Source organism: Streptomyces sp. NPDC012888, from assembly GCF_042900645.1.
Taxonomy (GTDB): domain Bacteria; phylum Actinomycetota; class Actinomycetes; order Streptomycetales; family Streptomycetaceae; genus Streptomyces.
The window spans coordinates 29919-52382 of record NZ_JBIBBM010000004.1; the positions used below are offsets into that span (position 1 = coordinate 29919).

Consider the following 22464-nt stretch of genomic DNA (forward strand, 5'->3'; position numbering starts at 1 on the left):
ACTCCCCCTGACGAGAGGTGGCGTCCGCGGGGCGGGTGTCGCTCCGCGCGGATCCCGCAGTATCACCCTCGTTCTGACGCCTGATCAACCATGTGTCTGAATAAGGTCGTTGGGGCGGAAGGTGCGCCGGTAGGCGACGGGAGAGACCCCGATGGCGGACCGCATGTGCGCACGCAGGGAGTTCGCGGACCCGAAGCCGGCCCGGTGCGCGACGAGGTCCACGGGCAGGTCGGTGCTCTCCAGCAACTGGCGGGCCAGTTCCAGTCGTTGGGCGGTGAGCCACTGGCCGGGGGTCATGCCGACCTCGTCGCGGAAGCGGCGGGTGAAGGAGCGCAGGCTCATCCGGGCGTGGGCGGCGAGCCGGTCCAGGGAGAGCGGTTCGCCGAGGTGTTCCAGGGCCCAGGCGCGGGTGGCGGTGGTGGTGGCGACGGTGGGTTCGGGTACCGGCCGGTCGATGTACTGGGCCTGGCCGCCGTCGCGCCAGGGCGGTACGACGCACATCCGGGCGGCCCGGTTGGCGGTGGCGGCGCCGTGGTCCCGGCGGATCAGGTGCAGGCAGAGGTCGACCCCGGCGGCGACGCCCGCGGAGGTGAGGACGTCGCCGTCGTCCACGAAGAGCACGTCCTCGTCGAGGCGGACCCGGGGGTAGGCCCGGCGGAACTCGGCGGCGAGGTTCCAGTGGGTGGTGGCGGGGCGGCCGTCGAGCAGTCCGGCGGCGGCGAGCACGTAGGAGCCGGTGCAGATGGACACCATGCGGGCGCCGGGCCGGACGGCGGCGACGGCCGCGGCCACGGCCTCGGGCAGCGGGCCGCCGTCGGCGAGCTCGGGCATGGCGTGCGTGGGCGGCACGATCACGGTGTCGGCGGCGGCGAGGGCCTCGGGCCCGGCGGCGGGCTGGACGGTGAACCCGGCGTCGCTGAGCACGGGCCCGCCGTCGGCGGTGCAGACGGTGACCTCGTACAGCGGGCTGCCGTCCTCGTCGACGGCGCTGCCGAAGACGCGGGAGGGCATGCCGAGCTCGAAGGGCGGGACGCCGGGGAGGGCGAGCACGGCGATCCGGTGCGGGGGCATGGCCAGATCCTGTCACATAGTGGCCGAACGGCCAATACCGCGGCGGCCCGGCCTGCCGGATCGTGGACCGCGTCGCCCCGGAACGGCCGGGGCGCGACCGATGCAGAAGCGAGGCGGACGATGCGCGCGGTGGTAGTGGAGCAGTGGGGCGGGGCCGAGAACCTGGTCGAGCGCGAGCTGGAGCGCCCGGAGCCGGGGCTGGGCGAGGTCCTCGTGCGGGTCCACGCGGCCGGGGTGAACCCGGTGGACTGGAAGACCCGGGCCAGCGGGGCCCTGATCGCGTGGGGCGAGGTCCCGGTCCTCGGCTGGGACGTCTCCGGCACCGTCGAGGCGGTCGGCCCCGGCGTGACGCTGTACCGCCCGGGCGACGAGGTGTACGGCATGCCGAGCTTCCCGCGTCAGGCGGGCGGCTACGCCGAGTACGTGGTGGCCCCGGCCCGGCACCTCGCGCCGAAGCCGGAGTCGCTGACGCACGTCGAGGCGGCGGCGCTGCCGCTGGCCGCGCTGACCGCGTGGCAGGCCCTGGTGGACACGGCGGACGTGCGGCCGGGCCGGCGGGTCCTGATCCACGCGGCGGCCGGCGGGGTCGGCCACTTCGCGGTGCAGATCGCGAAGGCGCGGGGCGCGTACGTGATCGGCACGGCGAGCGCGGCCAAGCACGAGCTGGTGCGCTCGCTGGGCGCGGACGAGGTGATCGACTACCGCGCGGTGCGCTTCGAGGACGCCGTCTCCGACGTCGACGTGGTGCTGGACGGCCTGGGCGGCGAGACGGCGGAGCGGTCGCTCTCGGTCCTGCGGCCCGGCGGCCACCTGATCACCCTGCCCGGCCCGGACGACGTCCCGGCGGCCCCGGAGGGCGTCCGCGCGGACTGGGTCCTGGTCGAGCCGGACCAGGTGGGGCTGCGGGAGATCGCGGGCCTGGTGGCGCGGGGTCAGCTGAAGCCGCTGGTGGAGGCGGTGCTGCCGCTGGGGGACGCGGCGAAGGCCCACGAACTGGGCGAGCGCGGCCGCACCACGGGCAAGATCGTCCTCACGGTGGCGTAACCCCGGCGCCGGGGCTCCGCCCCGACCCCCGCTCCTCAAACGCCGGATGGGCTGGATTTCCCCGCCCGGAACCGGCCCGCAGGGCCACACCTCCGCCGGCCGATCCAGCCCGAGCGGCGATTGAGTGGGCTCGGGCGGAGCCCCAGGGCACCTGGCGGAGCCGGGCCGCACCTTCCAGCCCGAGCGGCGATTGAGCGGGCCCCGGCGAAGCCAAAGCCGCACGGCCAACGCTCCGCCCGACCACACGGGGCTCCGCCCCGCACCCCGCTCCTCAAACGCCGGAGGGGCTGGATATGCCCCCCGAGCCGGCCCGCCGGACCAAACCCCCGCCGAGCCGATCCAGCCCGAGCGGCGATTGAGCGGGACCCGGCGAAGCCCAGGGCACCTGGCGGAGCCCGGCCGCACCCTCCAGCCCGAGCGGCGATTGAGCGGGCCCCGGCGAAGCCCCCGGCACCTGGCGGAGCCGGGCCGGACCATCAAGCCCCCGCGGCGATTGAGCGGGCCCGGTGGAGGCGGAGGCAGGGGTCAGGCCGGGGTGGGGGTGGCGCGGATCGTGGACGCGATCGTGGCCGAGCCGACCACGCGCGTGCCGTCGTAGAGGACGATGGCCTGGCCGGGGGCCACGCCGCGGACCGGCTCGGCGAAGGTGACGCGGAGCTCGCCGTCCACCAGCTCCGCCGTGACCTCCGTCTCGCCGCCGTGCGCCCGCAGCTGCGCCGTGTACGCGGCCGGCCCGTCCGCCGGGGCGACCCCGCACCACCGCGGCTTGATCGCGGTGAGCGCGGTGACGTTCAGGGACTCGGCCGGGCCGACCGTGACGGTGTTGTTCACCGGGGAGATGTCCAGGACGTAGCGCGGCTTGCCGTCCGGCGCCGGGTGCCCGATCCGCAGGCCCTTGCGCTGCCCGATCGTGAAGCCGTACGCGCCGTCGTGGGTGCCGAGCGTGTTGCCCGCCTCGTCCACGATGTCGCCCTCCGCCTTGCCCAGCCGCTTCGCGAGGAAGCCCTGGGTGTCACCGTCGGCGATGAAGCAGATGTCGTGGCTGTCGGGCTTCTTCGCGACCGCCAGGCCGCGCCGCTCCGCCTCCGCCCGGATCTCGTCCTTGGTGGTGACCGTGTCGCCGAGCGGGAACAGCGCGTGGGCGAGCTGCCTGTCGTCCAGGACGCCGAGGACGTACGACTGGTCCTTGGCCATGTCGGAGGCGCGGTGCAGCTCGCGGGAGCCGTCCTCGCGCTCCACGACCGTGGCGTAGTGGCCGGTGCAGACCGCGTCGAAGCCCAGCGCGAGCGCCTTGTCGAGCAGCGCCGCGAACTTGATCTTCTCGTTGCAGCGCAGGCACGGGTTGGGCGTGCGCCCGGCCTCGTACTCGGCGATGAAGTCCTCGACCACGTCCTCGCGGAAGCGCTCGGCGAGGTCCCAGCAGTAGAAGGGGATGCCGATGACGTCGGCCGCGCGGCGGGCGTCGCGCGAGTCCTCCAGCGTGCAGCAGCCGCGCGCGCCGGTCCGGAAGGACTGCGGGTTCGCGGAGAGCGCGAGGTGGACGCCGGTCACGTCGTGGCCGGCTTCGACGGCACGGGCGGCGGCGACGGCGGAGTCCACGCCGCCGGACATGGCGGCCAGGACGCGGAGGCGGCGGGTGGGGCGCGGCAGGGTGTCAGTCATAGCGCCTTCCAGGGTACGGGGAACCGGCCGCGGTCACCGTGCGTTGTTGGCGGCAGGGGGTGAGGCCATGAGGACCAGACGCGTGGTGCTGCTGGGCGGGCTCGGCGTGCTGGCGGCGGCCGCGGTGGCCGGCCGGGAGGAGATCGAGCGCGGGTACTGGCTGCTCCCGGGGGTGTCCAAGCCGCGCAAGGAGGGTGAGCTGGACCATCCGGGGGCCCGGTGGACGGCCGCGTCGCCGGCGAACTGGCGGCTGGCGGACCGGCCGGACGACTACCGGGTGGACCGGATCGTGGTGCATGTCACCCAGGGCGGGTTCAAGAGCTCCGTGGACGCGTTCCGCAACCCGTGGCACAAGGCGTCCGCCCACTACATAGTCCGGCAGGACGGGCACATCGAGCAGATGGTGCGCGAGCTGGACGTGGCCTACCACGCCGGGAACCGCTCGATGAACGAGCGCAGCATCGGCATCGAGCACGTCGGGTTCGTGGACCGGCCGAAGGACTTCACGGCCGCGATGTACGAGTCCTCGGCGCGGTTGGCGGCGGCGATCTGCCGGAGGTACGGCATGACCGCCGACCGGAAGCACATCCTGGGGCACTCCGAGGTGCCCGGAGCCGACCACACCGACCCGGGGCCGCACTGGGACTGGGACCGCTACCTGCGGCTGGTCCGCGCGGAGCTGGAGAAGCCGGCCCCCGCGGCCTGACGCGCATCCGGACGCCGCGACCAGGGGCGGAGGCGAGCAGGGGCGCGGCGCATGCCCGGTGCCGCGCCGCAGGAGTCTGATCTCGACCCTACTGCGTACCGTTGACGCAGACTGCTTCGACTCTCATGGAGATCGTCTCCGGACCTTCGTTGGTTCCGGTGACGGTCCAGGCGATGGGCGCCACCATCGCCGAGAGGGCGATCGACTGCTCTGTTCGAAAACCGGGTCCGGTCGTCTCCGGACCTCCACCTGTGGCGATCTTTCCTTCGGGACAGGAGACTCCAGCGGTGCGGCGCTGGCCAGGGGGGATCTCCACGTACTCGCCGAAGGCCCTCTGAGCACCCGTTACGCCCCCGGCACCGTTCGCCGGAGTCGTCGCCTGAGCGCTCTGACCGCAGGTCGTGTTCTGGTCGCCCGTGACGGTGTTGCCGATTCCTCCGACCGTCCCCATCGGGTAGCACACCTGGACGAGCGGCGAATTGCCCAGCAGCGACAGGAGTCCCACGTCGCCGTCGGCCTGGGCGCCACCGGTGGTGAGGAGCAACGTCGTCGTTGCAGCAGCGCTGATCGTGGCAAGCCGTCTGGTGAGCTTCACTCGACCGACCTTCCGTCCTTGGAGCCGAATCCTGCGCGTCAGTGGACAGGATGGCGATTCCGGCTGTCCGGCAGGCTCTGGGCACGCTGTGAGGTGCGGCTTTCCCCCGAACGGCGTCAGCCGGCGGGTACGGGTTCGGGGCGTCGCGCGGGCTGGTCTCCACGCCCGCGGACCTCGACGCGTTCTGCGACGGTCCGTGCGGGAGCCGCCTGCTGCCCGCCCGGGCGGTGCGGCTGATGACCGGGACACCACCGACGTCGACGGCCGCGATGTGTACCCGGCGGGCAGCCGTTACGGCTACGGTGTCGCCTCTCCCTCCGGGGAGCGGTGGATGCGGCGTTGTGGACTGGTGGGCGCAGCGGTCAGGTCAGGCCTGCGGTGCGGGCGCGTTCCACGGCGGGGCCGATGGCGGCGGCCAGGGCGGCCACGTCCTCCCGGGTGGAGGTGTGGCCGAGGGAGAACCGGAGCGTGCCGCGCGCCAGGTCGGGGTCGGTGCCGGTGGCGAGCAGGACGTGGCTGGGCTGGGCGATGCCCGCGGTGCAGGCGGAGCCGGTGGAGCAGGCGATGCCCTGGGCGTCCAGGAGCAGCAGCAGGGAGTCGCCCTCGCAGCCGGGGAAACTGAAGTGCGCGTTCGCGGGCAGCCGGTCGGCGGGGTCGCCGCCGAGGACGGCGTCGGGGACGGCGGAGCGGACGGCGGCGACCAGTTCGTCGCGCAGGGCTCCGACCTCCGCGGCGAAGTGCTCGCGGCGTTCGGCGGCGAGCCGCGCGGCGACCGCGAAGGCGGCGATGGCGGGGACGTCGAGGGTGCCGGAGCGTACGTGGCGCTCCTGGCCGCCGCCATGCAGCACGGGTACGGGGGTCTGGTCGCGGCCGAGCAGCAGGGCGCCGATGCCGTACGGGCCGCCGATCTTGTGGCCGCTGACGGTCATGGCGGCGAGGCCGGAGTCCGCGAAGCGGACGTCGAGCTGGCCGACGGCCTGGACGGCGTCGGAGTGCAGGGGGATGCCGTACTCGGCGCAGACGGCGGCGAGTTCGGCGACCGGCATGACGGTGCCGATCTCGTTGTTGGCCCACATGACGGTGGCCATGGCGACGTCGTCGGGGTTCCGCTCGATCGCGGTGCGCAGGGCGTCGGGGTGGACCCGGCCGTGGTGGTCGACGGGGAGGTACTCGACGTGGGCGCCCTCGTGCTCGGCGAGCCAGTGCACGGCGTCGAGGACGGCGTGGTGTTCGACGGGCGAGGCGAGTACGCGGGTGCGGGCGGGCTCGGCGTCCCGGCGGGCCCAGAACAGGCCCTTGACGGCGAGGTTGTCGGCCTCGGTGCCGCCTGCGGTGAAGACGACCTCGCTCGGGCGGGCGCCGAGGGCTTCGGCGAGGGCCTCGCGGGCCTCCTCGACGGTGCGCCGGGCGCGGCGGCCGGGGGCGTGCAGGGCGGAGGCGTTGCCGGTGACGGTGAACTGCTCCGTCATGGCGGCGGCTGCCTCCGGCAGCATCGGCGTGGTGGCGGCGTGATCGAGGTAGACCATGATCCCCCGATTCTACGGCCCCCCGCCCGGCCCCGGCCCGCGCCCCGGTGCGGGCGGCGGGCCGGCGGGGCCCGGGGTCAGCGGGGGGCGCGGGCCAGTTGGCGGGACTGGGCCACCAGTTGGTCGGCGGAGTCCCAGACCTCCGCGTCCTCCTCCAGGAATCCCCCGGCCAGGTTCCGCGTCGTGATCGAGACGCGCAGCGGCCCCGGCGCCGGCCGCCGCCGGATGTGGGTGGTGAGCTCGACGGTCGGCGTCCACCCCATCAGGCCCAGGTCGAACGCGGTCGGCGGCAGCGCGTCGACCGCGAGGAGCAGGGAGAGCGGGTCGGCGTCGCGTCCGTCCGCGAGCTCGAACCAGGCCCGCATGTCGCCCTTCCCGGAAGGGACCCCGAGGGCCCAGCCGGCGGTGGCCGGGTCCAGGCGCAGGTGCAGCCGGTCGACGATCGCGGTGCTGCCGGGAATGGGCGCGGAGCCCGCCTCGGGGCCGATGCACTGCTCGTAGGCGGGCATGAGCGGCGGCACCGCCGTGGTGCGCACCTCGTCGGTCAGGGCGTCGAGGTCGCCGTAGGAGGCGAGGACCCGGATGCGTTCGACCTCCGCGCCGGTCTCGGGGTCGTACTGCAGCAGCGAGGCCTGCCCGGTGGAGAGCGTGCGGCCGGCCCGCACCGTCTCGGTGCGGATCACGGCGGGGCCGGGCACCGAGGCGCTCAGGTAGTGCGCGGAGACGGTGAACGGGTCGGGGTGCGGGAGGGCCTCGGACAGGGCGCGGCCGACGAGGGCGAGCAGGTACCCGCCGTTGACGGCGCTGATGATGGTCCAGCCGGCCGAGAGCTCCGCGTCGAAGACACCGGGCTCGCCCGCCCGCGGGGTGACGGCGGTGTCGCGGTCGAACTCGCTCTCACCGATGGATGCCGAAGGTCCCGAAATAGCCATGGGAAAACCGTACACCGTCCTATTACTAAGCGGTAGCTTTTCTAGGGGCGCCGGTCGGGGGCGTCTTCCTGGACCGAGGAACGGCGGTTCCAGGCCAGCGGCGCCTTCCAGTGCAGCCGCATCGCGCCGAGGCGCAGCAGGAAGGTGGTGACCACGGCCACGCCGCTGGTCACGGGGTTGAGCACCTCGAAGGCGATGCACAGCGCGACCATGGTGGCGCCGACCAGGGCGGGCACGGCGTACATCTCCCGGTCGCGCAGCAGCGAGGGCACCTCGTTCGCCAGTACGTCGCGGAGCACGCCGCCCCCGACGGCGGTGGCCACGCCCAGCGCGGCGGAGGCGGTCAGGCCCAGCCCGTACTCGTAGGCCTTTATCGTGCCGCTGACCGAGAACAGGCCGAGCCCGGCCGCGTCGAAGACGTTGATGGCCCGGTTGATCCGCTGCACCTCGGGGTGCAGGAAGAAGACGATCGCCGCCGCCACCAGCGGGGTGACGAAGAAGCTGAGTTCACCGAAGGCGGCCGGCGGGACGGCGCCGATGACCAGGTCGCGGAAGAGTCCGCCGCCGAGGGCGGTGACGAGCGCCAGGACGGCGATGCCGAAGACGTCGAAGTTCTTGCGTACGGCGAGGAGGGCGCCGGCGGTGGCGAAGACGAAGATGCCCGCGAGGTCCAGGACGTGCTGGATGCCGGGCGGGAAGAGATCGTGGAGCACATGCCCATTGTGTCCCGGGCCCCGGCCGTGACTGGAATCCCGCCCTCCGATGTGAGGCAGTGGCCCGGAGGGGAGCGGCAGGGCCAGTGCGCCTCACGGCACACCGGCCCCACCGGGCCGTACGTCGGCTACGCGCCGGCCGGCACCTCGGGCGCCTCCGGGGCGTCCGGCAGCGCCGGGTCGCCGGGGGCCTGGTCCGGCCCGTTCTCCGGGTGGTGGCAGGCGACCTGGTGGCCGGTCTTCAGGGCGGCCAGCGGCGGCTCCTGCGTCTTGCAGATCTGCGTCGCCTTCCAGCACCGGGTGTGGAAGCGGCAGCCGCTCGGCGGCGCGATCGGCGAGGGCACGTCGCCCTTGAGCAGGATGCGGCCGCTCTTCGCGCCGCGGCGCCGGGGGTCCGGGACCGGGACCGCCGACAGCAGCGCGTTGGTGTACGGGTGCATGGGCGTCTCGTAGAGCGACTTGCGGTCGGTCAGCTCGACGATCTTGCCGAGGTACATCACCGCGATCCGGTCCGAGACGTGCCGGATGACCGACAGGTCGTGGGCGATGATCACGTAGGTGAGGCCCAGCTCCTCCTGGAGGTCGTCCAGCAGGTTGACCACCTGCGCCTGGATGGAGACGTCCAGGGCCGAGACCGGCTCGTCCGCCACCACCAGCTTCGGCTTGAGCGCGAGCGCGCGGGCGATGCCGATGCGCTGCCGCTGGCCGCCGGAGAACTCGTGCGGGTAGCGGTTGTAGTGCTCCGGGTTGAGCCCCACCAGCGACAGCAGGCGCTGCACCTCGGCCTTCACCCCGCCCTCCGGGGTGACCCCCTGGAGCTTGAACGGGGCCGAGACGATCGCGCCGACCGTGTGGCGCGGGTTCAGCGAGCCGTACGGGTCCTGGAAGATCATCTGGACGTCGCGGCGCAGCGGACGCATCCCGGCGACCCCGAGGTGGGTGATGTCCCGGCCCTCGAACTCGACCGTGCCGCCGGTGGGTTCCAGCAGCCGGGTGATCAGCCGGCCCATGGTGGACTTGCCGCAGCCGGACTCGCCGACCACGCCGAGGGTCTCACCTCGGCGGACGTCGAAGTCGATGCCGTCGACGGCCTTGACGGCCCCGACCTGGCGGCGCAGCAACCCCTTGTGGATGGGGAAGTGCTTGACCAGGCCGGTCACCCTGAGGAGGGGTTCCGCGGAGGACTCGGCCTGCTCGGGCAGCGTGGGCGCGCCCGCCTTCTTGATGTCGGTCACAGCTTCGGCGCAATCTCTTCGGTCCAGATCCGGGTCCGCTCCTCCTGCGACATGTGGCAGGCGGACCAGTGCCGCTCCCCGTCCGGGGTCACCAGCTCCGGACGCACGGTCCGGGTGAGGTTGTCCTTCGGGACGTCGGCGTACGGGCAGCGCGGGTTGAAGGCACAGCCGCCGGGGATGTTGATCAGGCTGGGCGGGGAGCCCTTGACCGGGATGAGACGGTCGGTCTGGTCGCGGTCGATGCGCGGCATCGAACCGAGCAGGCCCCAGGTGTAGGGGTGCCGGGGCTCGTAGAAGACCTTCTCGGCGGAGCCGCGCTCCACGCAGCGGCCGCCGTACATCACGAGGATGTCGTCGGCCATCTCGGCGACCACGCCGAGGTCGTGCGTGATCATGATGACGGCGGAGCCGAACTCCTTCTGCAGGTCCCGGATGAGGTCGAGGATCTGCGCCTGCACGGTGACGTCCAGGGCGGTGGTCGGCTCGTCCGCGATCAGCAGCTCGGGATTGTTGACCAGGGCCATCGCGATCATGGCGCGCTGGCGCATGCCCCCGGAGAACTCGTGCGGGTAGGCGTCGACCCGCTTGGACGGCTCGGGGATGCCGACCCGGTCCAGCATCTCGACCGCCCGCTTGCGCGCGGTCTTCTTGTCGACGTCGTGGTGCGTGCGGTACGCCTCGACGATCTGGTGGCCGACCGTGTAGTACGGGTGCATCGCGCTCAGCGGGTCCTGGAAGACCATCGCCATCTTGCGGCCGCGCAGCCGGCGCACCTCGTCGGCGTCGGCACGCACCAGCTCCTCGCCGTCGAGCCAGACCTCGCCCTGGATGGCGGGGCGGCTGCGGGCGTTGCCGGTGCGGTGCAGGCCCATGATGGCCAGCGAGGTCACCGACTTGCCGGAGCCGGACTCGCCGACGATGCCGAGGGTCTTGCCGCGTTCCAGATCGAAGGAGAGCCCGTCGACGGACTTGACCATGCCGTCGTCCGTCGGGAAGTGGACCTTCAGGTCGCGCACGGAGAGGAAGGCGCCCTCGGATCCCGCGGGTCCCGACTGCCGGGGGACCAGCGGGGCGGGGGTGGTGGTGTGGTTCTCGGTCACGTCAGCCTCACGCGCGGGTCGATGACGGCGTACAGCATGTCCACGATCAGGTTCGCCATCACGACGAAGAGCGCCGCGAGCAGGGTGACGCCCATGATCACGGGAAGGTCGCCGTCCCGGATCGCGCCGACGGCCGCGGTGCCCAGGCCCTGGAAGTTGAAGGTGGTCTCGGTCAGGACGGCGCCGCCGAGGAGGCCGCCGAAGTCCAGGCCGAACATCGTGACGAGCGGGGTGAGCGTGGAGCGCAGCGCGTGCTTGCGGATGACCACCCGCTCGGTGAGGCCCTTGGCGCGGGCCGTGCGGATGTAGTCCTCGCCGAGGACCTCCAGCATGGTGGCGCGGGTGATCCGGGCGTAGGTGGCGGCGAAGAGGAACGCGAGCGTGACCCAGGGCAGGATCATGCTGTTGAGCCAGGCTCCCGGATCCTCGGTGAGGGGCCGGTAGTTCGACACGTCGAGCCAGCCGAGTCCGTAGACGAGGACGGCGGGGGCGAGCATGCCGGTGAAGAAGATCGGCAGCGAGACGCCGGCGAGGGCGCCGACCATCACGGTGCGGTCGATCACGGTGCGCCTCTTGAGCGCCGAGATCACACCGGTCAGGACGCCCGCGAGCACCCAGATCACGGCCGCGCCCAGGGCGAGCGAGACGGTCACCGGGATGCGGTCGAGCATCATGTCCCACACCGGCGTCTCGCTCTTGAACGAGTAGCCGAAGCAGGGCGCCGGGCAGTGGGTCGTGTCGACGCCGTTGTCGTAGTCGCGGCCGGCGACGATGCCCTTCACGAAGAGCAAGTACTGCTCGGAGATGGGCTTGTCGAAGCCCATCTTCACGCGGATGCCCGCCAGGGCGGTCTCATTGGTCTCGCGGCCGGCGTACATCAGCGCGGGATCGGACCCGGTGATCTTCGGCACCGCGAAGAAGATGCCGAAGGTGACCACGGAGACCACCAGCAGCGTGGCGACGACGTTGAACAGTCGCCGGATGAGGTAGACGAGCACTGCAGTCGGCCGCCAGGGCCGGCGGCCGCCGCCCCTCGTGGGGACGGCAGCCGCCGCCTGCGGCCTTCACCTGCCCTTCGGACTAGCGCATGTGCGGTGAAGGCACGTGCCTGACTGTTACTTGACGACGCCCACCGTGGCGAGGTCGATCTTGCCCATGGACTCGTTGAAGTAGACGTTCGTCAGACGCGGGTTGTGGTAGACGAAGGCCTTGTCGAAGTTGATGGGCAGGTACAGCGCCTTCTCCATCACCTTCTTGTTGATGTCCGTGTAGAACGGCGCGGCCTCTTCGGGGGTCTTGGCGGCAGCGGCGTCGTCGAACAGCTTGTTGATCTCGGGGTCGTTGATCTCGGTGTAGTTGTTGTTGCCGTTCGGCAGGATGAACGATCCGTCGACCAGCGGCTGCAGGAAGCCCGCGCCGGAGTTGTAGTCGGCGCCCCAGCCCATGACGATGATTCCGTAGCCCTTCTTCTTCACGTTCTCGGGCGAACCGATCGTGGAGGAGGAGAGCTTGCCGTCGTACTGGTCGATCTTGGCCTTGATGCCGACCTTGTCCAGCGCCTGCTGGAGCGACTCCGCGGTCTTGACCTCGGCGGCGCGGTTGTTGCGGACCGCGATGGTGGTCTCGAAGCCGTCCGGCTTGCCGCAGGCCTTCAGGGCCTCCTTGGCCTTGTCCGGCTGCGGGACGCCCTTGGTCAGACCGTACGGGTCGTAGGACTTGTCGGAGCCGGGGATGCCGGGGGGCAGCATGTTGGCGCCGAGGTCACCGCTGGTCGGGCCGCCGCGGGCGGTCTGCAGGGACTTCGGGTCGGCCGCGTAGATGACGGCCTTGCGGCACTCGATGTTGTCGAACGGCGCGACGGTCTGCGGGAAGGCCATGTAGCGGATGTAGCCGGTGAACGGGTTGTCCGCGTGCTTCTTCAGGTTGGGGTCACGGAGGACCTTGTTCTTGGCCGCGGTCAGCAGGCCGGTGCCGTCGACGGCGAGGTCGATGTCGCCGTTGAGCAGGCGCTGGTCCATGTCCTCGGCGTTGGTGGTGACCGTGAAGGTGACCTTGTCCGGCAGGCCCTTGCGGATCGTGTCCGTCTTCGGGTCCCAGTTCTCGTTGCGGACGAAGGTGGCGCCCTTGCCGGCGGTGAAGGACTCGACCTTGTACGGGCCGGTGGAGACCGGCTTGTTGGTGTACTTGGCGCCCTCGTCCTTGGAGGCCGGGACCGGCGAGGAGGACGGCATGGCCAGCAGGTAGCTGAAGTCGGAGCTCGGGGAGGCCAGGTTGAAGACGATGGTCTTGTCGTCCGGCGTCTGGACCGACTTCAGACCCATCTTGTTGGGGTCGGTGTCCTTGTACGGGCCGGGGTACTTCTGGCCCTGGTCGAGGACGTCGATCAGGTACGTCGGGCCACCGGACAGCACGTCCTGCGCGAAGACGCGCTCGATGCCGTACTTGATGTCCTTCGAGGTGATCGGGGTGCCGTCCTCGAACTTCACGCCGTCCTTGAGCTTCAGCGTGTAGGTCTTGCCGTCGTTGGTGATCTCCGGCAGGGCCTCGGCGAGGTCCGGGACCAGCTTGGTGCCGTCCTTGCCCGGCTTGCTGTCGTAGGCGAGCAGCTGGCGGACGTACAGGCGCTGCATGTTCCAGACGAAGCCGTAGTAGGCGCGCGCCGGGTCCAGGTAGTCCACGTCCTGCGGCGACCAGAGCTTGAGCTCGCCGCCCTTCTTGTCGGACGCGTTGACGAAGCCCTTGGTCGCCGCGTCGAAGGCCGCGCCCGCGGCGTCGGTGCTGCCCTTGCCCTCGTCCTTGCCCCCGCCACCGCACGCGGCGGTCAGCGACAGGGCGGCGACCACGGCGGTGATCGCGATTGCCTGCTTTCTGCGGATCACGGTGTGTCCAACCTCCATGAGTGGGTGAATCGTTGAAGCGGTTCAGCTGCCCTTGGGGTCGAGTGCGTCGCGCAGCCCGTCCCCGAAGAGGTTGAACGCCAGGACAGTGATGAAGATCGCGAGACCGGGGACGACCATGAACATCGGTGCGTCCTGGTAGATGGGGACGGCGTCGGACAGCATCTTGCCCCAGGACGCGGTGGGCGGCTTGACGCCGGCACCGAGGAAGCTGAGGGCCGCCTCCGTCAGGATGTTGGTCGGGATGATCAGGGTCGCGTAGACCAGGATCGGGGCGACCAGGTTGGGCAGCAGCTCCTTGATCAGGATGTAGCCGCGGCCGGCGCCGAGGCTGCGCGCGGCCTCCACGTACTCCCGTTCGCGCATCGAGATCGTCTGGCCCCGGACGATGCGCCCGATGTACGGCCAGCCGAAGAACCCGATGACGACGACCAGGACGCCCATGCGGACGCCGGTGCCCTCGAAGCCCCACACGGAGTTGGGGACCACGGAGACCAGGGCGATGGTGAAGAGCAGCTGCGGGAAGGCCAGCAGCAGGTCCATCACGCGGCTGATCAGGGCGTCGACCCAGCCGCCGAGGTAGCCCGCGAGGGCGCCCAGCAGGCTGCCGATGATCACCGAGACGAAGGCGGCGAGGAAGGCCACGGTCAGGGAGATCCGCGCGCCGTAGACGATCCGGCTGAACACGTCGCGCCCGTTGATGGGTTCGACGCCGAGCAGGTAGTCGCTGCTCATGCCGCCGAAGGCCCCGACCGGGGTGCCGAGGTCGGGATCGAGGAGATCCTCGTGGAACTCGTTGGGCGGGTGGCCCAACAGGCTCACGATCTGCGGGGCGAAGACCGCCACCAGGATCAGGAGGATCACGACCAGGCCGCCGGTCAGCGCCACTTTGTCGCGCTTGAGGCGCATCCAGGCGATCCGGCCCGGTGAGCGGCCTTCGATGGCCTTGGCAGGGACGTCGGCTACGGCAACGGTCGCGGGTGCTTCTTCCGCGCTCGTGTCGTGCAGTGGTGCCGTCATCGTGGTGGGGACCCCTCTCGGCCGACGGGTGAGCCGGCCCATGCCCGCCGCTGTGGCGGCGTTGGTGCGGAGTGGCGCTGTGAAGTGCGGGTACCGAGCCGGATATTGGCAGTGACTGGCAGGACTGACCGGCTCTTGGTGGGGGAGTCTTCATCGGGCGCTCGAGCCGCCGCCAGACCCGCAGATGAATGGATGCGCAACCGTGATGTGAGGGTCGGATTCCCGTTATCCGAACTTCGTTGCCGCCTGAGCGGAGCAAGACCGTCCGTTCGGTACGGAATCGGACATCGCGCTCAACTGCCTTCAGCAAGGCCTTATTTGGGCGTCCAACCCACCCGAACCCGGACAACGGGAAGGCCGCACGGAACGGTCGGTTCCATGCGGCCTGATACGGGTGTCTCGCCTGGTGGTCAGTACGCCGCGGCGGGTCCCTCGCGGTCGTAGAAGGGCCGGGCCTGGGAGCGCAGCCACATCGCGACGGGGTCGTGTTCGTCGGCGAGGGCCACGGTGCACACCGGCACGCCCTCGGGGACGGCGCCCACCGACTGGCGCATCATCTCGCGCACCGCCTCCAGGGCGGCCGGGGAGGAGTCGTACAGGTCGAGCCCGACGGCGAGGTACGGGGAGCCGAGCGCGGGCTGCACCCAGGCCCGGCGGAGCGAGCGGACGGCCGGGGTCCGGTGGGCGTGCTGGGTCAGCAGCCCGTAGAACTGCGGCAGCTCGATCGAGGGCTCGGTCAGCCGCAGCGGGCCGGCCGGCATCCGGTCCAGGCCGGTGGCGATGCGCCGCAGGTCGGCCCAGGGGATGCCCAGGCCGCCGCCGGCGTCGTGCGGATTGAGCCAGAGCCCCCAGCGGTCGGGGTAGAGGGCGCGGGCGACGTCCCGGCCCGTGATCACCTCGTAGCCGCGGTTCCAGCCGCTGGCGGCGAGCTCCTGCGGGGAGGTCACGCAGGGCGCGTAGCCGAGCCCCTCGACCTCCATGCCGCCGTACTGGGCGTCCGGCGAACCCGGCTGCCCGTGCCAGAGCAGCATCCACAGCCTGCCCTCGGCGAGGGCGTGCAGCAGCGCCTCGTAGTTCTCGTAGCGCCCGGGGGTCACCTGGCGCATCATGTGCTCGACCTGCCCGGCCGCGGCCGTGCCTGACGCACTCACCCGGTACCCCTCTTCGTCCGCCCGTCGTTCAAGCCCGGAAATGGAAACAGCTTACGGGTGCCTAGGGGAGATAGAACGGGTGCACGCGCTCACGGATGTGGTCGGCCACGGGATCCGCGGTGCCGTCCAGCAGGATCAGGTGCACCGGCCAGGGCGGCTGTACGCGGTTCAGGGCGCGGCCCAGGGCGTCCATCGCGGCGTCCCGGTGCTCGGGCGTCCATCCCGCCAGTTGGACACCCACGTACAGCTGGGGGGCGCCCGCCTCGACGCTCGCCAGGCAGCGGCGGGCGGACGTGACGGCCCCGGTGGCCCGGAACTCCTCGGCGGCGGCGGTCAGGAAGTCGACCGGGTCCTGCTGCCAGTCCGGTTCGAAGAGCCGGACCCGGCCGCCGGTGGCGGGCCCGTCGAGCTCGGTGCGCCCGGCCCGGCAGAGCTCGGCGACGGCGGGCGGGGGCAGCGGCACTCCGACCGCGCCCTCGGGGTTCACGGCGATGCCGAGCTGCGGGGGCAGTCCGCGGGCGAACTCCACGGCCGGGACCACGCCGAAGTCCATGCCGGGGCCGACGCAGGTGAGGAACTGGGCCTCGGAGCTGTAGACGGGGACGAACGGGGCGCCGCCGATGTCCGTGGTGGGCAGCCGGAGGCTGGCGCTGTCCGGCGCGCCGCCGGCCGGGAGCGGCACCCAGAGGTCGCTGCGGGACAGCACCTCCAGGATGCGGGGGCCGGCGGCGGGGTCGCCGAGGGCCGCGCCGAGCGCCTGTTCCAGTTCGTTGGCGGGCCAGCCGTTGCCCTGCATCGTCGCGCCTTCCCGTGGTGCGGCCCAGTGTCGCGCCGAGCGTAGCGGCTCCCGCCGGGCGCGGACGCGGGGGTCCGCCCCGCGGGCGCGCGCACGCCCGCGGGGTCCGCGCCTGCGGGGGGGGCGCGCACGGCCGCGGGGCCTCCGCTACGGGCCGAAGGTGACGCGGGTCAGCCGGGAGGCGGCGGGCCGGTCGAGCAGGACCGCCGAGGCGCAGCCCGCGGGGAGCCGGCCGGACTCGGCCGCGCGCAGCAGCCGGGAGGCAGCGGCGCGGTGCCGGGCGAAGGCGTACGCCGAGACGCCGCGGCCGCGCACGGCCTGCCCGGCCAGGGCCTCCTCGGGCGAGGCGTCGAGCAGGACCAGGTGCAGGGCACGGCCGCGCCGCCGGGCGGCCCGGCCGAGCAGGAGCCGCACCCAGCTCTGGGTGCCGCAGTCGTGGACGACCACGGAGCGGCCGGAGCGCAGGGCCCGGACCAGCCCGGCGTAGTGGTCGAGCCGGACCAGTGGCCGGTAGACGGCGTAGGGCAGGGCGGCGGGCATCCGCCGCTCCCAGCGCTCGCGGACGTCCTGGGAGTCGATGCCGCGCTCCGCGGCGGTCCGCTTGATCAGGGTGCTCTTGCCGCCGCCGGGCAGCCCGGAGACCACCACGATGTCGCCGTCGGCGAAGCCGAGCCGGGCCGGGCCGGCGCCCCGGCCGCGCAGGTCCCGGACGGTGGGTCGGGCGGCGGCCGGGGCCCCGGCCGCTCCGGCGCGGGCGGCTACGGCGGCGCGCGGCACCGGGACGGCCGCCGCCGCCACTGCCGCCGCCGCCCGCGCTCTCTCCGATGTCACCGGTCCGAATCTCCGCACAGTGTCCGCCTCCCCCGCCTCGGGTCACCGGGACCCTTTCCCCCCGAGTGTAAAGAGACGGTAATCCGGCCGGGGCGGTTCCGGCCGAGTGCCGGAACGGGGCCGCCGGACCCCGGCCGCCGGGCCTGCGGACCCCGAACCGCTGGGCCTCCGGACGCGCAGGTGACAGGTCCGCACTCACTTTCGGGCCCGCCCGCCCATCCGGGCGGATCCCGTGCAATGATGTGCGCCAACTGGACACCAACTGCATACCGGCCGCTTGAATCCGCGCGGGAGAGTTCCGGAAAGACCCCAGGCCCGTGCCGGGGACGCCGGGCGCCGAAGGAGCAAGACCCTCCCTTGAATCTCTCAGGCCCCGTACCGCGTGGATGAGGCAGATCTGAAAAGCGAGCCCCGCCGTCCGTCCGGCGCGGCTCCACCCAAGGTGCAAGCCGGGGACGCCACGCGCGACACCCGGCGAACCTCTCAGGTTCCATGACAGATGGGGAGGATCGTCCTCGTCATGTCATGTCGATGCCCTGGGACCTGGGAGCCGTACCCATGAGCAATGCCCCCCGTCTGACCGCCCTCGATGCGCTGCACCGCGAGCTCGGTGCGACCATGACCGACTTCGCGGGCTGGGACATGCCGCTGCGCTACGGCAGCGAGCGCGACGAGCACAACGCGGTCCGCACCAAGGCCGGGCTCTTCGACCTCTCCCACATGGGCGAGATCACCCTGACCGGCCCGGAGGCCGTCAAGGCGCTCGACTACGCGCTGGTCGGCAACATCTCCACGGTCGGCGTCGGCCGCGCCCGCTACACCCACATCTGCCAGGAGGACGGCGGGATCCTCGACGACCTGATCGTCTACCGCCTCGGCGAGACCGAGTTCATGGTCGTGGCGAACGCCTCCAACGCGCAGGTGGTCCTCGACGCGCTGACGGAGCGCGCCGCCGGCTTCGACACCGAGGTCCGCGACGACCGCGACGCCTACGCGCTGATCGCCGTCCAGGGCCCGGAGTCCCCCGGCATCCTGAAGTCGCTGACCGACGCCGACCTGGACGGCCTGAAGTACTACGCCGGCCTGCCCGGCACGGTCGCCGGCGTCCCGGCGCTGATCGCCCGCACCGGCTACACCGGCGAGGACGGCTTCGAGCTGTTCGTGAAGCCGGAGCACGCCGTCGCCCTGTGGCAGGCCCTGACGGAGGCCGGCGCGGGCGCCGGTCTGGTCCCGTGCGGCCTGTCCTGCCGCGACACCCTGCGCCTGGAGGCGGGCATGCCGCTGTACGGGCACGAGCTGACCACCGCCCTCACCCCGTTCGACGCGGGCCTGGGCCGGGTCGTGAAGTTCGAGAAGGAAGGCGACTTCGTCGGCCGCGCCGCGCTGGAGGCCGCCGCCGAGAAGGCCGGGGCCGAGGCCCCGCGCAAGCTGGTCGGCCTGATCGCCGAGGGCCGCCGGGTGCCGCGCGCCGGGTTCTCCGTGGTCGTGGACGGCAAGGTGGTCGGCGAGGTGACCTCCGGCGCGCCCTCCCCCACCCTGGGCAAGCCGATCGCCATGGCGTACGTGGACGCGGACCACGCCGCGCCCGGCACCTCCGGCGTCGGCGTGGACATTCGCGGTACCCATGAGCCCTACGAGGTCGTGGCCCTGCCGTTCTACAAGCGCCAGAAGTGACGATCGCCCCACCGGCACCCGTCTCACCCGGCAAGACCACAGTTCACCAGCACTCCCCCGCATCCAGGAGAATCAGGTCATGAGCAACCCCCAGCAGCTGCGCTTCAGCAAGGAACACGAGTGGGTCTCGGAGGCCGACGCGGACGGCGTCGCCACGGTCGGCATCACCGAGTACGCGGCCAACGCGCTCGGTGACGTCGTCTACGCCCAGCTGCCCGCGGTCGGTGACACCGTCACCGCCGGCGAGTCCTGCGGCGAGCTGGAGTCCACCAAGTCCGTCAGCGACCTGTTCGCGCCGGTGTCCGGCGAGGTCGTCGAGGCTAACCAGGACGTCGTGGACGACCCGGCGCTCGTGAACACCGCCCCCTTCGAGGGCGGCTGGCTGTTCAAGGTCAAGATCACCGGCGGCGCCGAGGACCTGATGTCCGCCGACGAGTACAGCTCCTTCACCGCCGGCTGATCCAGCCGAGAACATAAGGGTAGAGATGTCTGTTCTGAACACCCCTCTGCACGAGCTCGACCCGGACGTCGCCGCCGCCGTCGACGCGGAGCTCGCGCGCCAGCAGTCGACCCTGGAAATGATCGCGTCGGAGAACTTCGCCCCGGTCGCCGTCATGGAGGCCCAGGGCTCGGTCCTGACCAACAAGTACGCCGAGGGCTACCCGGGCCGCCGCTACTACGGCGGCTGCGAGCACGTCGACGTCGTCGAGCAGATCGCCATCGACCGGATCAAGGCCCTGTTCGGCGCCGAGGCCGCGAACGTCCAGCCGCACTCGGGTGCGCAGGCCAACGCCGCCGCCATGTTCGCGCTGCTGAAGCCGGGCGACACCATCATGGGCCTGAACCTGGCCCACGGCGGTCACCTGACCCACGGCATGAAGATCAACTTCTCCGGCAAGCTCTACAACGTGGTCCCGTACCACGTCGGCGAGGACGGCCAGGTCGACATGGCCGAGGTCGAGCGCCTGGCCAAGGAGAGCAAGCCGCAGCTGATCGTCGCCGGCTGGTCCGCCTACCCGCGCCAGCTCGACTTCGCCGCCTTCCGCCGGATCGCGGACGAGGTCGGCGCGTACCTGATGGTCGACATGGCCCACTTCGCGGGCCTGGTCGCCGCGGGCCTCCACCCGAACCCGGTGCCGCACGCCCACGTGGTCACCACCACCACGCACAAGACCCTCGGCGGTCCGCGCGGTGGCGTGATCCTGTCCACCCAGGAGCTCGCCAAGAAGATCAACTCCGCGGTCTTCCCCGGTCAGCAGGGCGGTCCGCTGGAGCACGTGATCGCGGCCAAGGCGGTCTCCTTCAAGGTGGCGGCCTCGCCGGAGTTCAAGGAGCGCCAGGAGCGCACCCTGGAGGGCGCGAAGATCCTCGCCGCCCGCCTGGTGCAGGACGACGTCAAGGCCGTGGGCGTGGACGTGCTGTCCGGCGGCACCGACGTGCACCTCGTCCTGGTCGACCTGCGCAACTCCGAGCTGGACGGCCAGCAGGCCGAGGACCGCCTCCACGAGGTCGGCATCACGGTCAACCGGAACGCCATCCCGAACGACCCGCGGCCGCCGATGGTCACCTCGGGCCTGCGGATCGGCACCCCTGCGCTGGCCACCCGCGGCTTCGGGGCCGAGGACTTCACCGAGGTCGCCGACATCATCGCCGAGGCGCTGAAGCCGTCGTACGACGCCCAGGCCCTCCGCGCCCGCGTCACCGCGCTGGCCGAGAAGCACCCGCTGTACCCGTCGCTCTGACGGCGCCGAGTCGGGCCCGGCTCCCCCGCGTGATCCGGGGGGCCGGGCCCTTCTCATGACCCGCGTCGCGCGCGGGACCGCACCGCCGGCGTCCCCGCGCGGGGCGTGAGCCGACTCACGCCCGGCCGACCCCGTCCCGACGCCTCCCGCAGCCGAGCCGTTCACCTCCGCGGGTTAGGCTCGTCTGTCGGACAAAATCCGCACACATCATGATCTCCTGCCCCTCCACGAGCAGACAAAGGAGTCCGACGTGGCCATCTCCGTCTTCGATCTCTTCTCGATCGGCATCGGTCCCTCTTCCTCCCACACCGTCGGACCGATGCGCGCCGCCCGCATGTTCGTGCAGCGGCTGAAGAAGGACGGAGTCCTCGCCCAGACCACGTCCGTCCGCGCCGAGCTGTACGGCTCGCTGGGCGCGACCGGGCACGGCCACGGCACCCCCAAGGCCGTCCTGCTCGGCCTGGAGGGCCACTCCCCCCGGTCCGTGGACGTGGAGACCGCCGACGACGAGGTCGAGCGCATCCGGCAGTCCGGCCGGCTCCGCCTCCTCGGCGCGGAGATAGGGTCCGCCCACGAGATCGACTTCCACGAGCCGAGCCAGCTGATCCTGCACCGGCGCCGCGCCCTGCCGTACCACGCGAACGGCATGACCCTCTTCGCGTACGACTCCTCCGGCGCCCCGCTGCTGGAGAAGACGTACTACTCGGTCGGCGGCGGCTTCGTCGTGGACGAGGACGCGGTGGGCGAGGACCGGATCAAGCTCGACGACACCGTCCTCAAGCACCCCTTCCGCTCCGGCGACGAGATGCTCCGCCTGACCCGCGAGACCGGCCTGTCGATCTCCTCCCTGATGCTGGAGAACGAGAAGGCCTGGCGGACCGAGGAGGAGATCCGCGAGGGACTGCTGGAGATCTGGCGGGTCATGCAGGCCTGCGTGGCGCGCGGCATGTCGCGCGAGGGCATCCTCCCGGGCGGCCTGAAGGTCCGCCGCCGCGCCGCCACCACCGCCCGCAAGCTGCGCTCCGAGGGCGACCCGCAGGCGCTCGCGATGGAGTGGATCACCCTCTACGCGATGGCGGTGAACGAGGAGAACGCGGCGGGCGGGCGGGTCGTCACGGCCCCCACCAACGGCGCCGCCGGCATCATCCCGGCCGTCCTGCACTACTACGTGAACTTCGTGCCCGGCGCGGACGAGGACGGCGTGGTCCGCTTCCTCCTCGCGGCCGGCGCGATCGGCATGCTCTTCAAGGAGAACGCCTCCATCTCCGGCGCCGAGGTCGGCTGCCAGGGCGAGGTCGGCTCCGCCTGCTCGATGGCCGCGGGCGCGCTGGCCGAGGTGCTGGGCGGCAGCCCCGAGCAGGTCGAGAACGCCGCCGAGATCGGCATGGAGCACAACCTGGGCCTGACCTGCGACCCGGTCGGCGGCCTGGTGCAGATCCCGTGCATCGAGCGGAACGGCATGGCGGCCGTGAAGGCGGTCACCGCGGCGAAGATGGCGATGCGCGGCGACGGCAGCCACAAGGTGTCCCTCGACAAGGTCATCAAGACCATGAAGGAGACCGGCGCCGACATGAAGATCAAGTACAAGGAGACGGCGCGCGGCGGCCTGGCCGTCAACGTCATCGAGTGCTGACGCGGGCCCTCCGCGGCGCGGGGGGGGGGGGGGGCGCCCGGGGCCCCCCCCCCCCCCCCGCGGGCCCGCCCCCCCCGCCCCCCGGCCGGGGGCCCCCCCCCGGCCCCCCCCGGGGGGTTAGTGGGGGGGGGCGGGC

The 22464-nt window shown here is 72.1% G+C and carries 20 protein-coding genes and 1 riboswitch; of the genes, 6 read left to right on the forward strand and 14 right to left on the reverse strand.

The window, feature by feature from the left end:
- Positions 1-84 precede the first annotated feature (84 nt).
- A complete protein-coding gene (locus ACFY61_RS07560) occupies positions 85-1071 on the reverse strand; it encodes a GlxA family transcriptional regulator (protein WP_389468273.1) in 987 nt (328 codons plus the stop codon).
- A gap of 120 nt (positions 1072-1191) precedes the next feature.
- Here ACFY61_RS07560 and ACFY61_RS07565 point away from each other — a divergent pair, with 120 nt between their 5' ends.
- Complete coding sequence (locus ACFY61_RS07565) at positions 1192-2115, forward strand: NADP-dependent oxidoreductase (RefSeq protein WP_389468276.1); 924 nt, start codon at positions 1192-1194, stop codon at positions 2113-2115.
- 525 nt (positions 2116-2640) lie between these two features.
- Here the strand turns inward: ACFY61_RS07565 and mnmA are convergent.
- Positions 2641-3777, reverse strand: a complete 1137-nt coding sequence (gene mnmA / locus ACFY61_RS07570; protein ID WP_389468278.1) for a tRNA 2-thiouridine(34) synthase MnmA — start codon at positions 3775-3777, stop codon at positions 2641-2643.
- 67 nt (positions 3778-3844) lie between these two features.
- Here mnmA and ACFY61_RS07575 point away from each other — a divergent pair, with 67 nt between their 5' ends.
- Positions 3845-4483 carry an N-acetylmuramoyl-L-alanine amidase gene (locus ACFY61_RS07575; protein WP_389468281.1) on the forward strand — a complete coding sequence of 213 codons (639 nt, stop codon included), beginning with the start codon at positions 3845-3847 and terminating at the stop codon, positions 4481-4483.
- A gap of 88 nt (positions 4484-4571) precedes the next feature.
- On the opposite strand, the gene ACFY61_RS07580 is transcribed toward ACFY61_RS07575, so the two are convergent.
- The 12 genes from ACFY61_RS07580 to ACFY61_RS07635 all read right to left on the reverse strand — a co-directional run bounded on the left by ACFY61_RS07580 (position 4572) and on the right by ACFY61_RS07635 (position 17279).
- Positions 4572-5078, reverse strand: coding sequence for a hypothetical protein (locus tag ACFY61_RS07580; protein WP_389468283.1), 507 nt, complete (start codon positions 5076-5078; stop codon positions 4572-4574).
- 362 nt (positions 5079-5440) lie between these two features.
- Positions 5441-6604, reverse strand: a complete 1164-nt coding sequence (locus ACFY61_RS07585; protein WP_389468285.1) for a cysteine desulfurase family protein — start codon at positions 6602-6604, stop codon at positions 5441-5443.
- A 77-nt stretch (positions 6605-6681) separates the two neighbouring features.
- Entirely contained in the window at positions 6682-7536 is an 855-nt protein-coding gene (locus ACFY61_RS07590) for a thioesterase family protein (RefSeq protein WP_389468287.1), read from the reverse strand.
- 41 nt (positions 7537-7577) lie between these two features.
- The gene (locus tag ACFY61_RS07595) at positions 7578-8249 is read right to left on the reverse strand and encodes a trimeric intracellular cation channel family protein (protein ID WP_389468290.1); all 672 of its coding nucleotides are present in this window, start codon (positions 8247-8249) and stop codon (positions 7578-7580) included.
- Between the two features lie 128 nt (positions 8250-8377).
- Positions 8378-9484: an ABC transporter ATP-binding protein gene (locus tag ACFY61_RS07600; protein WP_389468292.1), complete on the reverse strand. Its 1107-nt coding sequence runs from the start codon at positions 9482-9484 to the stop codon at positions 8378-8380.
- Positions 9481-10551, reverse strand: a complete 1071-nt coding sequence (locus tag ACFY61_RS07605; protein ID WP_389469269.1) for an ABC transporter ATP-binding protein — start codon at positions 10549-10551, stop codon at positions 9481-9483. Before ACFY61_RS07605 ends, ACFY61_RS07600 begins: the two co-directional genes overlap by 4 nt.
- A gap of 29 nt (positions 10552-10580) precedes the next feature.
- Positions 10581-11582, reverse strand: a complete 1002-nt coding sequence (locus ACFY61_RS07610; RefSeq protein ID WP_389468294.1) for an ABC transporter permease — start codon at positions 11580-11582, stop codon at positions 10581-10583.
- A 117-nt stretch (positions 11583-11699) separates the two neighbouring features.
- Positions 11700-13481: an ABC transporter substrate-binding protein gene (locus ACFY61_RS07615; protein WP_389468297.1), complete on the reverse strand. Its 1782-nt coding sequence runs from the start codon at positions 13479-13481 to the stop codon at positions 11700-11702.
- Positions 13482-13505: 24 nt separating this feature from the next.
- Positions 13506-14501, reverse strand: a complete 996-nt coding sequence (locus ACFY61_RS07620) for an ABC transporter permease (RefSeq protein ID WP_389468298.1) — start codon at positions 14499-14501, stop codon at positions 13506-13508.
- Positions 14502-14911: 410 nt separating this feature from the next.
- Entirely contained in the window at positions 14912-15652 is a 741-nt protein-coding gene (locus tag ACFY61_RS07625) for an enhanced serine sensitivity protein SseB C-terminal domain-containing protein (protein ID WP_389468300.1), read from the reverse strand.
- A gap of 61 nt (positions 15653-15713) precedes the next feature.
- Positions 15714-16448, reverse strand: coding sequence for an enhanced serine sensitivity protein SseB (locus ACFY61_RS07630; RefSeq protein ID WP_389468302.1), 735 nt, complete (start codon positions 16446-16448; stop codon positions 15714-15716).
- Between the two features lie 147 nt (positions 16449-16595).
- Positions 16596-17279 (reverse strand): AAA family ATPase, encoded by a 684-nt coding sequence (locus ACFY61_RS07635; RefSeq protein WP_389468304.1) that lies wholly within the window; start codon positions 17277-17279, stop codon positions 16596-16598.
- 278 nt (positions 17280-17557) lie between these two features.
- Positions 17558-17670, forward strand: a riboswitch (glycine riboswitch).
- A gap of 167 nt (positions 17671-17837) precedes the next feature.
- Here ACFY61_RS07635 and gcvT point away from each other — a divergent pair.
- The 4 genes from gcvT (at position 17838) to ACFY61_RS07655 (ending at position 22328) form a co-directional block, all read left to right on the forward strand.
- On the forward strand, positions 17838-18953 hold the full coding sequence (gcvT, locus tag ACFY61_RS07640) for a glycine cleavage system aminomethyltransferase GcvT (RefSeq protein ID WP_389468307.1): 1116 nt from the start codon (positions 17838-17840) through the stop codon (positions 18951-18953).
- Positions 18954-19032: 79 nt separating this feature from the next.
- The gene (gene gcvH / locus ACFY61_RS07645) at positions 19033-19413 is read left to right on the forward strand and encodes a glycine cleavage system protein GcvH (protein ID WP_389468309.1); all 381 of its coding nucleotides are present in this window, start codon (positions 19033-19035) and stop codon (positions 19411-19413) included.
- A gap of 25 nt (positions 19414-19438) precedes the next feature.
- Positions 19439-20695, forward strand: coding sequence for a serine hydroxymethyltransferase (gene glyA / locus ACFY61_RS07650; protein WP_389468311.1), 1257 nt, complete (start codon positions 19439-19441; stop codon positions 20693-20695).
- A 250-nt stretch (positions 20696-20945) separates the two neighbouring features.
- The gene (locus ACFY61_RS07655) at positions 20946-22328 is read left to right on the forward strand and encodes an L-serine ammonia-lyase (protein WP_389468313.1); all 1383 of its coding nucleotides are present in this window, start codon (positions 20946-20948) and stop codon (positions 22326-22328) included.
- Positions 22329-22464: the final 136 nt, after the last annotated feature.